This window comes from Mycobacteroides sp. H001 (genome assembly GCF_001440005.1).
In the GTDB taxonomy this organism is placed as follows: domain Bacteria; phylum Actinomycetota; class Actinomycetes; order Mycobacteriales; family Mycobacteriaceae; genus Mycobacterium; species Mycobacterium gwanakae.
This window is the reverse complement of the sequence record NZ_LJYH01000025.1, coordinates 61,723-73,260: the sequence shown is the minus strand read 5'-3', so window position 1 is coordinate 73,260 and position 11,538 is coordinate 61,723. Positions and strand designations below refer to the sequence as shown.

Annotated in this window: 9 protein-coding genes; 6 read left to right on the top strand and 3 right to left on the bottom strand. The window is 65.1% G+C overall.

What is annotated here, in order from left to right; genetic code table 11:
* Positions 1–7: 7 nt before the first annotated feature.
* On the bottom strand, positions 8–880 hold the full coding sequence (locus AOT83_RS09320; protein ID WP_057965892.1) for a LysR family transcriptional regulator: 873 nt from the start codon (positions 878–880) through the stop codon (positions 8–10).
* A 91-nt stretch (positions 881–971) separates the two neighbouring features.
* Here AOT83_RS09320 and AOT83_RS09315 point away from each other — a divergent pair, with 91 nt between their 5' ends.
* A complete protein-coding gene (locus tag AOT83_RS09315; RefSeq protein WP_057965891.1) occupies positions 972–2,228 on the top strand; it encodes an MFS transporter in 1,257 nt (418 codons plus the stop codon).
* Positions 2,229–2,446: 218 nt separating this feature from the next.
* Positions 2,447–5,656 carry an isoleucine--tRNA ligase gene (gene ileS / locus AOT83_RS09310; protein WP_057965890.1) on the top strand — a complete coding sequence of 1,070 codons (3,210 nt, stop codon included), beginning with the start codon at positions 2,447–2,449 and terminating at the stop codon, positions 5,654–5,656.
* A gap of 10 nt (positions 5,657–5,666) precedes the next feature.
* Here ileS and AOT83_RS09305 read toward each other — a convergent pair whose 3' ends face one another.
* Complete coding sequence (locus AOT83_RS09305) at positions 5,667–6,236, bottom strand: class I SAM-dependent methyltransferase (RefSeq protein ID WP_193601820.1); 570 nt, start codon at positions 6,234–6,236, stop codon at positions 5,667–5,669.
* Positions 6,237–6,372: 136 nt separating this feature from the next.
* Between AOT83_RS09305 and AOT83_RS09300 the strand changes: the two genes are divergently transcribed.
* Complete coding sequence (locus AOT83_RS09300) at positions 6,373–7,743, top strand: DNA polymerase IV (protein WP_081343738.1); 1,371 nt, start codon at positions 6,373–6,375, stop codon at positions 7,741–7,743.
* On the opposite strand, the gene AOT83_RS09295 is transcribed toward AOT83_RS09300, so the two are convergent.
* The gene (locus AOT83_RS09295; RefSeq protein WP_057966026.1) at positions 7,708–8,625 is read right to left on the bottom strand and encodes an asparaginase; all 918 of its coding nucleotides are present in this window, start codon (positions 8,623–8,625) and stop codon (positions 7,708–7,710) included. The genes AOT83_RS09300 and AOT83_RS09295 overlap by 36 nt on opposite strands.
* A gap of 101 nt (positions 8,626–8,726) precedes the next feature.
* Between AOT83_RS09295 and lspA the strand changes: the two genes are divergently transcribed.
* Genes lspA through rarD form a run of 3 tightly spaced genes read left to right on the top strand, consistent with a single transcriptional unit; the run spans position 8,727 to position 11,217 of the window.
* Positions 8,727–9,392 carry a signal peptidase II gene (lspA, locus tag AOT83_RS09290; RefSeq protein WP_324610507.1) on the top strand — a complete coding sequence of 222 codons (666 nt, stop codon included), beginning with the start codon at positions 8,727–8,729 and terminating at the stop codon, positions 9,390–9,392.
* Positions 9,389–10,306: an RluA family pseudouridine synthase gene (locus AOT83_RS09285; protein ID WP_046253815.1), complete on the top strand. Its 918-nt coding sequence runs from the start codon at positions 9,389–9,391 to the stop codon at positions 10,304–10,306. Before lspA ends, AOT83_RS09285 begins: the two co-directional genes overlap by 4 nt.
* A complete protein-coding gene (gene rarD / locus AOT83_RS09280) occupies positions 10,303–11,217 on the top strand; it encodes an EamA family transporter RarD (RefSeq protein ID WP_057965888.1) in 915 nt (304 codons plus the stop codon). Before AOT83_RS09285 ends, rarD begins: the two co-directional genes overlap by 4 nt.
* Positions 11,218–11,538 lie beyond the last annotated feature (321 nt).

The window sequence follows — 11,538 nt, the reverse complement described above, 5'->3', positions numbered from 1 at the left end:
TTGTTACCTAGGTCGAGGCGATGGCGTGGGATATGAAATCTCGTACCGGGCGCGAAAGAGGCTGCCCGGAGCTCCAGATGATGCCGACGTCCCGGTGTGCGTCGGCATCCACGAGGCGCAACATCCTGAGATCGGGTGGGTAGGTGGTGGCATCGACGGGGAGCACCGTGATGCCCAGGCCCGCCGCCACCAGGCCCGCGACGGTGGTGAGATTGCTCGATTCGAGCACTATGCGCGGCTGGAATTGTGCGGCAGCACAAAGCTCTTCGAGAAGACGGCGCATGCCGTACCCGGGATGCATCCCGATGAAAGGCTCGTCGGCCAGATCGATCATCGATACGTCTTCGGCTTGTGCCAGCCGGTGATCCGTCGGTACGGCCACTCCCAGGCGCTGCCGGAAGAGGTTGCGCCATGCAAGATTTGTACGGCGAGGACGCGGCGAAACAATCGCGACGTCGAGATCGCCGTTCGCGACAAGGTCATCAAGGCTGCCTGCGGCGCCCTGCTCCAGCACGAAGCGCACGTGTGGCGACGTCGCGGCGAAGCCGGCAATCAGCCGGGCGACGAGCGTGGGGCCAAAGGTGTGCAGGAATCCGAGCCGGATCTCACCTTCGGCGGGGTTGGCGAGGTCGTTGATGGTTCGGCGGGCGGAGTCCAGTTCCATCTGGGCGCGCCTGGCGTGCTGATAGAAGATCCGTCCCGACGGGTTCAGCGTAAGCCGCTTGCCGTGCCGGTCGAACAGTTGAGCGCCAAGCCGTCGCTCCAATCTGGCCAGCATCCGGGTGAGCGTGGGCTGGGCGATCTGCAGTTGCTCGGCGGCGGCGGTGACGTTTTGTCGTTCGGCGAGTGTGATGTACCACTCGTAGTCGCCGTCGGCCACGCTGCCACCTCCTTATATGCGCAAATTGAATTATAGATCGTCACATCGCTCATTTCCGTGATATGCCTGGTCGGGAGGAGCATTTCCTGTCATGGCGATGGCTCCAAGTACCGAGCACCCCCCGGCGATCAGCGCCGCCGATCCCATACCCCACGAGACGGGCACCGCCGGATATCGGCGTCTGACGGGCGCCCTCTTCGCCGCCGGGCTTGCGACCTTCGCCGCTCTCTACGGCACGCAGGCGGTACTCCCGGCGCTCTCTGCAGATTTCGGTGTCAGTCCCGCCGCCGCCGCGCTGACGGTCTCGGTGACCACCGGAATGCTCGCGCTGTCGATCATTCCGGCAAGCGCGCTCTCGGAGCGGTACGGGCGTACCCGGGTGATGCTGGTCTCGGCAATCGCGACGACGATCATTGGGCTACTGCTCCCGGCCAGTCCCACGTTCGCGGTGCTGTTGATCGGCCGTGCCGCCGAAGGTGCAGCACTGGCGGGGATTCCGGCTGTCGCGATGGCGTTCCTCGCCGAAGAAGTACATCCGGGCTCACTGGGTTCGGCGATGGGCAGATACATTGCCGGCACGACGGTCGGCGGACTTTCCGGACGGCTCGTGGCCTCCTCGTTGCTCGATGTGAGTAATTGGCGGATCGCCTTACTGGGCAGTGGCGCAATGACTTTGGTATGCACAGTGTTGTTCGCGGTGCTGCTGCCGAAGTCCCAGTTCTTTGTGCCCAAGCGGGTGCGGGTCGGCACCACGATGCGGGTCCTGGGCGTGCACCTGCGAAACCCGGTCCTGCTCATCATGTTCGGGTTGGCATTTGTGCTGATGGGCGGGTTCGTCACCGTGTACAACTACCTGGGCTATCGGCTGGTCGCCCCGCCGTTCGGTTTACCCACGGCCATTGCCGGTCTGTTGTTTCTGCTGTACCTGGCGGGAACGGTGTCCTCGGCGATGGCCGGGCGGCTGGCAGACCGTCGCGGCCGCGGCCTGGTGCTGATCTCGGCGGTGGCCATCACGGCGGTGGGGCTCGCACTGACCATCCCGGACTCGCTCATCACGGTGATCATCGGCGTGGGGGTGTTTACCGCCGGATTCTTCGCCGCGCATACCGTCGCGAGTGGCTGGGTTGGCGCCGTCGCGCAGCGTGACCGGGCGGAGGCGTCCGCGCTGTACCTATTCAGTTACTACCTGGGCAGCTCGGTGGCAGGCGCAGCGGGCGGATTGGCGTATCAGACCGGCGGGTGGGCGCTGACGGTGCTCTTCGTGAGCGCCCTCCTGGCGATTGCCCTGGTCCTGGCCGCCGTGATGATGCTCCGAAACCGGTTTGGCCATATCAACGCACCCGAATAGAATTGCCCTACAGACATCGATCCGGCCATCACCGGGGAGTCTCCGGAAGAAAGGCTCCGTGCGCAGCACGGATCGCCGAGTAGAGCCGGACGGGTAGGCCCGTCACAGCCTGTGTGAGAGGCCCCGGGCAAGTAGGGGCAAGCGGGGTGGTACCGCGGAGGTACGCCGACGGCGTCCCATCGTCCCCGTGCCGGCGAGCACAGGGAGATGTACCGACTATGCCTGATGGTCTTCGCGCAAGCGGCTCATCCACAGACGCGTACCCACGCACCGATCTTGGCGCCGATCAGCGCAGCGGATCACCGAATCTTCCCGCGTTGGAAGAACAGGTGCTGCGCTACTGGGACGCGGACGACACGTTCCGCGCCAGCATCGCCAATCGGGACGGCTCGCCGGAATACGTCTTCTACGACGGTCCGCCGTTCGCCAACGGGCTGCCTCACTACGGACATCTACTCACCGGGTACGTCAAGGACATCGTGCCGCGCTATCAGACCATGCGCGGACATCAGGTCTACCGCCGATTTGGTTGGGATACACATGGTTTGCCCGCTGAGCTGGAAGCCGAACGCCAGCTCGGCATCACCGACAAATCGCAGATCGACGACATGGGTATCGCCGAGTTCAACGACGCCTGCCGCGAATCGGTGCTGCGCTACACCAAGGAGTGGCAGGACTACGTCACCCGGCAGGCGCGCTGGGTGGACTTCGACAACGACTACAAGACGCTCGACCCGACCTTCATGGAGTCGGTCATCTGGGCGTTCAAGCAATTGTGGGACAAGGGACTGGCGTACGAGGGATACCGGGTACTGCCGTACTGCTGGCGCGACGAGACACCGTTGTCCAACCATGAGCTTCGGATGGACGACGACGTCTACCAGAGTCGCCAGGATCCCGCGGTCACCGTGGGGTACCGGATTGCGGGCAACGCGGACAGCCGGTGGGCGGCGCTCGACGGTGCACGCCTGCTGATCTGGACCACCACCCCCTGGACTCTGCCCTCGAACCTGGCCGTCGCGGTCAATCCAGAGGTGGCCTACGCGGTGGTGAAGCCCGAGGGTTCCGAGGAGCGTTACCTGTTGGCGCAGGCGCGAATCGGAGCCTATGCGCGCGAGCTGGGTGAAGAGCCGACCGTACTGGACACGTACACCGGGGCCGAAATGCTGGGCCTGCGGTACCTTCCGCCGTTCCCGTACTTCCAGCAGGATGCGTCACCGAATGCCTTCACGGTGCTCTCGGCTGAATACGTCACCACCGACGACGGCACCGGCATCGTGCATATGGCCCCCGCCTACGGTGAAGAAGACAAGAACGTGACCGACAAGGCCGGGATTACCCCCGTCACCCCGGTCGATTCAAAGGGCCGATTCGACGCCACCGTGCCCGATTACCAGGGCCAGCAGGTGTTTGATGCCAACGCGCAGATCATCAAAGACCTCAAGAACGGCACCGGTTCCGCGGCTATCAACGATGCCGTCCTGCTGCGTCACGAGACCTACGACCACTCGTACCCGCATTGCTGGCGCTGCCGAAACCCGTTGATCTATCGAGCGGTGTCGTCGTGGTTCATCAAGGTGACCGAGTTCCGCGATCGGATGGTGGAGCTCAACGAACAGATCACCTGGTATCCCGAACACGTCAAGCACGGCCAGTTCGGCAAGTGGCTGGAGGGTGCGCGCGACTGGTCAGTTTCCCGGAATCGATACTGGGGCAGTCCCATTCCGGTCTGGAAGTCGGACGATCCGGCGTATCCGCGCATCGATGTGTACGGAAGTCTGGACGAGCTGGAGCGCGACTTCGGGGTTCGTCCAACCAATCTGCACCGGCCGTACATCGACGAGCTGACCCGCCCCAACCCGGACGATCCGACCGGCAAGTCCACCATGCGCCGTATCCCGGACATCTTCGATGTCTGGTTCGATTCGGGCTCAATGCCGTACGCGCAGGTGCACTATCCGTTCGAGAACGCCGAGTGGTTCGACAATCACTTCCCGGCCGACTTCATTGTCGAATACATCGGCCAGACGCGCGGCTGGTTTTACGTCATGCATGTGCTGGCGACCGCGATCTTCGATCGGCCCGCGTTCAGAACCTGTGTGTCGCATGGCATCGTGCTGGGCAACGACGGCCAGAAGATGAGTAAGTCGCTGCGCAACTATCCCGATGTCAACGAGGTCTTCGATCGCGACGGATCCGACGCGATGCGGTGGTTCCTGATGGCATCGCCGATCCTGCGCGGAGGCAACCTGATCGTCACCGAGCAGGGCATCCGCGAGGGTGTGCGGCAGGTGCTCCTGCCGCTGTGGAACGCGTGGAGCTTCCTGCAGCTGTATGCACCCAAGCCGGGCACATGGCGCACCGATTCGACGCAGGTACTGGACAGGTACATCCTGGCCAAACTGGCGCAGCTGCGTGACGACCTCACCGCGGCCATGGATACCTGCGATGTCTCCGGGGCGTGTGAACACCTGCGGCAGTTCACCGACGCGCTGACCAATTGGTATGTCCGACGGTCACGTTCGCGGTTCTGGGACGAAGATGCGGATGCGATCGACACCCTGCACACCGTCTTGGAGACGACCTGCCGTCTGGCCGCACCGCTGCTGCCCCTGACCACCGAGGTGATCTGGAAGGGGTTGACGGGGGAGCGCTCCGTGCACCTGGCCGACTGGGTGTCCGAATCGGCACTGCCCGCCGATCCCGACCTGGTCGCCGCCATGGACGAGGTGCGAAAGGTGGCTTCCACTGGGTCTTCACTGCGTAAGGCCAAGAAGCTGCGGGTGCGCCTGCCGCTGCTGAAATTGACTGTCGCGGTGCCGAACCCCGAGCGATTGGAGCCCTACCGGGCACTGATCGCCGATGAGCTCAACGTGAAATCCGTGGAACTCACCGACGATATCGCTGGCTATGGCAAGTTCGAGTTGACCGTTAATGCGCGCGCCGCGGGCCCGCGGCTGGGTAAAGAGGTGCAAACCGTCATCCGTGCGGTCAAGGCCGGCGATTGGGCGCAGCAGGCCGACGGGACCGTCGTCGCGGCCGGAATCACCCTGCAGGAGGGCGAGTTCGACTCACGGCTGGTGGCCGCGGAGCCCGATTCCACGGCGGCCCTGCCCGAGGGCGGGGGACTGGTCATCCTCGATGACACCGTCACCGAGGAGCTGGAAGCCGAGGGATGGGCGCGCGATCTCATCCGGGAGCTTCAGGACCTTCGCAAGTCGTCGGGCCTGGAGGTATCCGACCGTATCGAGGTCACCCTCGAGGTTCCCGCCGAGCGCAGTGCCTGGGCCGAACGCCACCGCGATCTGATCGCTGGTGAAATCCTGGCCACGACACTGGAAATCGGCGAAGCCGGCCAGAATATGCGGACACCCGCCACCGATCTCGGTGACGGGGTCCGGGTGTCCCTGAAGAAGACGGCGGGCTAGTACGTCGGTTCTAGGCCGCCTTCACCGCGCGCCAGCGCTGATTGCCGCCGTCGAGGTGATGCTCGATATCGGTGAAACCCGCAGCCCGCAAGCGACCCGGCAGCGATGTCGTCGGCACCGGGTTGTAGGTGTCACCGATGTGCAGCAGCCGGAAGAACGTGGAATGCACTCCGTCGCTGCCGGCGAAGACACCGCCGGGGGCCAGCACCCTGTGCGCCTGCGCGAACAGCTGGTCCTGCAGATCAGCTGTCGGGACATGGTGCAGCATGGTGAAGCACACCACGGAGCTGAAGCGGTCGTCGTCGAAACCGAGCTTGGTGCCGTCACCCTGGATCACGGTCGCCTGATCGCTATAGAGCCGCTGCAGCCGCGAGGCCATGGTGTCGTCGATCTCGACGGCGGTCAGCTGCGGGGTGCGTTTGGTCAGCACGCGCAGATTCGCGCCATAACCGGGCCCGATCTCCAAGGTGTCCGCACCGAGCTCAACGTCCTGCAGCGCCCACGGCAGGAGCTGCGACTCGGTCTTACGTGCCCACATCTCCGAGCTACAACACCACCGGTGCACCAAGTTCATTGCCATGACATCAGGCTAGGGGCGCATCGGCTGTCCGAGTAGCGTGATTCAGCCATTTCTTATCGGCGTTCGGCCATCGGGTGGCGATCGTGGTGCTCAGCGCCGGACAGGGCATGTCCGACCTGCGCAATACGATGATCGCGTGTGTGCTGCCGGTCGATGGGTTCTGCACCTCGACATGGATGCCTTCTTCGCCTCGGTCGAGCAGCTGACCCGGCCAACCCTGCGTGAGCGACCGGTCCTTGTCGGCGGCACGGGAGGTCGGGGCGTGGTGGCCGGCGCGAGCTATGAGGCCCGGGTTTTCGGTGCCCGCTCGGCTATGCCCATGCATCAGGCGCGGCGCCTCGTGGGCATCTCCGCCGTTGTGCTGCCGCCTCGCGGGGCGGTGTACGGCGTCGCGAGCCGACGGGTGTTTGCGACGGTGCGATCGATGATTCCGGTGCTGGAACAGCTCTCCTTCGACGAGGCTTTCGGAGAGCCCGCCGAACTGGCCGGGGCCACAACCGAAACGGTAGGCCAGTACATCGAGGAACTTCGTTCCCGGGTGCTGGCCGAGACCGGGCTCACCGCATCGGTCGGGGCGGGGTCGGGGAAGCAGCTCGCCAAGATCGCATCGGGATTGGCCAAACCCGACGGGGTGCGGATCATCGCTCCGGCGGAGGAACGCGCACTGCTCGAGGATCTGCCGGTGCGCAAATTGTGGGGAATCGGACCCGTTGCCGAAGAGCGGCTGAACCGCCTGGGAATCAACACTATTGGCCAGTTCGCGGTGCTGCAGACCGGTGAGGTGGCCTCGGTGCTGGGCGGCACGATCGGCCCCGCGCTGCATCAACTCGCACGGGGGATCGATGAGCGTCCGGTCGCCGAACGTGCCGAAACCAAACAGATCAGCGCCGAATCCACCTTCGCCGATGATCTGACGACTCTCGATCAATTGCGCGAGGCCATCGAACCCATCGGCGCCCACGCCCATCGGCGATTGATCAAGCATGGTCGCGGCGTGCGTACCGTCACCGTCAAACTTCGGCGCTCAGACATGAGCATCCTGACCAGATCGGCGACTCTGCCCTACGCCACCACTGAACGTGCGGTACTGATGTCGGCTGCGCGCCGGCTGCTACTCGACCCTATTGAGATCGGCCCCATTCGCCTTGTTGGCGTGGGATTCTCGGGATTTTCCGACACCCAGCAGGCCTCTCTTTTTCCCGACCTGGACCAGACCGAATCGATTGCCGAGACCGATGAGGCCGCATCGGCTGTCGCCACGCCGGAACCACGTGCGGCGAGCTGGGGCGTCGGCGACGACGTCAGCCATCCCGAGTTCGGGCACGGTTGGATCCAGGGCACCGGGCACGGCGTCATGACCGTGAGATTCGAGACACGTGGCAGCGGGCCCGGCATCGCGCGCACCTTCGGTGTCGATGACCAGGATGTCACCCGTGCCGATCCGGTGGCCAGTCTGGACTGGCCGCAGGAGTCAGCCGAGCCGGTCGACGATGGCGCGCAGATCTGATCCGGTGGCCAGTGCCGCCATCAACAGCACCCGCGCCTGTGCGGAACGCAACCGGGGCACCACCACCGCACCGGCGTCGATCAATCTCTGGCCCGGCGCATATCCGGTCGTCAGCGCCCCGCCCGGCACCCGGGTGGTCACCAGCACGCGTATCCCGTTCTCAACGAGACGCGAAACTGTCTCGATGACAACATCATTGGCGTTACCTGCGCCCATTGATTCCAGCACCAGTCCCTGGGCGCCGGCTCGCACGTAGGCGTCGAGCGCCACCGCGTCGGCACCCGGGTACAGGCTGACGATGTCGACGCGGGGTAACGCGGCGCGGGTCACGGTGCCAAGGAATGGGGCGGGGGCATCGCAGCTGCGAACGAACACGCCGTCGCGCACGTGCCCGACGGTGGTGGCACCGGCGAATCCGGCGGGATCGGCCAGATCGATCTTGCGCAGGCCCGGCGCCGCATACACCTGCCCCGCGAAGCACACCACCACGCCCAGAGTCTCGCCGCTTGCGGCCACCGTCAACGCATCGCGAAGATTTCCCGGGCCGTCGGATTCGGGGTGGTCGCCACTGCGCTGCGCCCCGGTGAGGACGACGGGTACCTGCACCGCGCAGGTCAGCGCGAGCCAGAGCGCGGTTTCCTCCAAGGTGTCCGTGCCATGCGCGATGACGACTCCGGAGGCGCCGCCGGCGATATGGGCGCGGATTGACGCGGCGATCTGCTGCCAGCGCTGCGGGGTCATTTCCGAGCTGTCGATCGTCATCAGGTCGTCGACCACGACCTCGCCGTACCCTGACGCCGCGAGCAGGTCATCACCTGAACTGCGGTGCCGGGCAATGCCGTCGCTGCCTACCTCGGTCGCGATGGTTCCGCCGGTGGTCAGCAGCACAAGGGTCGGTGACGGGCCTTTGGGGTGAAGAGCATCGGGCACAGCGGCGATCATCGCAGACACGCTGCGCAAAGCGCCTCACCGAGTAAGGGATGATGGGTGGCGTGAGTGACGAGCCCGAGACCGCCCCGAAGCCCAAGCGGCGGATAAAACTGCTGCTCATCGTGGCGGCGGTGGTACTCGCGGTGGATGTCGTCAGCAAGGTTCTCGCCGTCAAACTGCTGCAGCCCGGTAAGCCGGTGCCCATCATCGGTGACACCGTCAGCTGGACGCTGGTGCGTAATTCGGGCGCCGCGTTCTCCTTCGCCACCGGATACACCTGGGTGCTGACTCTCATCGCCATCTCGGTTGTGGTCGGAATCCTGCTCATCGGCCGCCGGTTGGTCTCCACGTGGTGGGCGATCGGTTTGGGCATGATCCTCGGCGGTGCGCTGGGCAATCTCGTCGACAGGTTCTTTCGGGGACCCGGGCCGCTGCGCGGTCACGTGGTCGACTTCCTCTCGGTGGGGTGGTGGCCGGTCTTCAATGTGGCCGATCCGGCGGTGGTAGGTGGAGCGATCCTGCTGGTGGCGCTGTCACTGTTCGGCTACGACTACGACTCCGACGAGCGCTCGACGGGAGGAGCATCGAGCACAGACGAGCGCTCGACGGGAGGAGCATCGAGCACAGACGAGCGCTCGACGCGAGGAGCATCGAGCACAGACGACGAGACGACGGCGGACGACGCCGACGCGCAGGCTTCCCAGATCAAGCCGACATGACCTCGCGTTCCCTGCCGGTGCCCGACGGCCTGTCCGGCATGCGGGTCGACGCCGGGCTGGCACGCCTGCTCGGGCTGTCGCGCACGGCCGCGGCAACTCTCGCCGAAGAGGGCGCGGTGCTTCTCGATGGGGTTGCGGTCACCAAGTCCGAGAAACTCACCGCGGGCACCTGGCTAGAGGTCACCCTCCCCGAACCCAAGGCCCCGCCGGAGAATCGGGTCGAGGCCATCGAGGGCATGAAGATTCTCTACGCCGATGACGATCTGGTCGCCGTCGACAAACCAGCGGGCGTCGCGGCCCATGCCTCAGTCGGCTGGAGCGGTCCCACCGTGCTTGGCGGGCTCGCCGCCGCCGGGTTCCGGATGACTACCTCCGGTGTGCCGGAACGCAAGGGAATCGTGCACCGCCTGGACGTCGGAACCTCGGGCGTCATGGTTGTCGCGTTGTCGGAGAAGGCTTACACCGAGCTCAAACGCGCCTTCAAGTACCGGCGCGTCGAGAAGCGCTATCACGCTCTCGTACAAGGACATCCGGACCCGTCCAGCGGCACCATCGATGCCCCCATCGGGCGGCACCGGGGACACGACTGGAAGTTCGCCGTGGTCGAGGACGGGCGTCATTCGATCACCCACTACGACACCCTTGAGGCGTTCGTGGCGGCCAGCCTGCTGGACATACATCTGGAAACCGGTCGCACCCACCAGATCCGGGTGCATTTCTCGGCCATCAAACATCCCTGCTGCGGTGATCTGACCTATGGCGCGGATCCGACGCTGGCGGCCAAGCTCGGGCTGGAACGGCAATGGCTGCACGCCAAGTCGCTGGCCTTCACACATCCGGGCGATGGTCGCTGGATGGAAATCACCAGCGAGTATCCGGACGATCTGGCGCACGCGCTCGACGTCCTGCGATGAGTGGGATCGTCACCGCTCCCGAAGAGAATCGTCTGAAGTCCGGATACCTATTCGGTGCGGCCGCCTACTTCATGTGGGGATTGTTTCCCGCCTTCTTCCCTCTGCTGAAGCCGGCCAGTGCGCTGGAGATCCTGGCGCACCGGATGATCTGGACGCTGCTGCTGATGGTGATCGTCGTCGCCGTTTCCGGGCGATTGCGCGATCTCATCGCGATGGGGCCGCGCAACTGGTTCCTCCTCGCGGGTGCCTCGGCTCTCATCGCCCTCAACTGGGGTGTCTACATCTATGCCGTCAACTCGGGGCATGTCCTGGACGCCGCGCTCGGATACTTCGTCAACCCGTTGGTGACGGTGTTGTTGGGTGTGCTGATCTTCCGGGAGCCGCTCAGCCGATGGCAGTTGCTGGCCCTGGTACTGGCAGTCACGGCAGTCATCGTGCTCACGATCAACTACGGGCAGCTGCCGGTCATCACCTTGGTCCTGGCCGTCTCGTTCGCCGGGTACGGAGCCATCAAGAAGACGGTGACTGTCGATCCGCGGGTGAGCCTGACGGCCGAGGGAATCGTCGCGGCACCGTTCGCGCTGGCCTACGTGGCGTTTCTCGGTCTCGCCGGGCAGCAGCACTTCCTTGGCTATACCCCCGGTCACACCGCGCTGATCGTGTTCAGCGGCGTGGTGACGGCGCTGCCGCTGCTGATGTTCGGAATTGCGGCACAACGCATTCCACTGGTTACCCTTGGGTTGCTGCAGTACCTGACACCATCGCTGCAGATGCTCTGGGGTGTGCTGGTCAAGCATGAGGCGATGCCCCCGGAGCGGTGGGCCGGCTTTGCGCTGATCTGGGCGGCGCTGGTCGTCTTCACGGTCGACGCGGTGCTCAGTGCGCGCCGGGTGCGGCCCGCGACGACCTGACACGCAGTTACCGTCGCCGGCGCGCCATTGCGTTGCGCCGACGCCGGACACAGCGGATCGCACGCGATTCCCGCCGACTGGGTGCGCTGGGACTCGTCTCGAACTCGTGGTTGACGCCGTTGCGTGACGCGGCGCTGCGGGCCAGCCGGGGTATGTCCCTGCGGCAGAGGGATCGGGTGCTGCAACGGCAGCCGCCACCCGTGCGGGGGTTCGTCGGGAAAACGGGCCCTGACCGTTGCTGACGGGGCTTTTGTGACCGCTGTGATTCGGGTAGCTGGATGAGCGGGGCGACACACCCCCGACACGCCCGGGACTGTCGGA

Coding starts and splice junctions, on each gene's coding strand:
- AOT83_RS09315 (WP_057965891.1), top strand. CDS start 972: ATGGCGATGGCTCCAAGTACCGAGCACCCCCCGGCGATCAGCGCCGCC.
- AOT83_RS09305 (WP_193601820.1), bottom strand. CDS start 6,236: ATGGCAATGAACTTGGTGCACCGGTGGTGTTGTAGCTCGGAGATGTGG.
- rarD (WP_057965888.1), top strand. CDS start 10,303: ATGAGTGGGATCGTCACCGCTCCCGAAGAGAATCGTCTGAAGTCCGGA.
- lspA (WP_324610507.1), top strand. CDS start 8,727: ATGGGTGGCGTGAGTGACGAGCCCGAGACCGCCCCGAAGCCCAAGCGG.
- AOT83_RS09285 (WP_046253815.1), top strand. CDS start 9,389: ATGACCTCGCGTTCCCTGCCGGTGCCCGACGGCCTGTCCGGCATGCGG.
- ileS (WP_057965890.1), top strand. CDS start 2,447: ATGCCTGATGGTCTTCGCGCAAGCGGCTCATCCACAGACGCGTACCCA.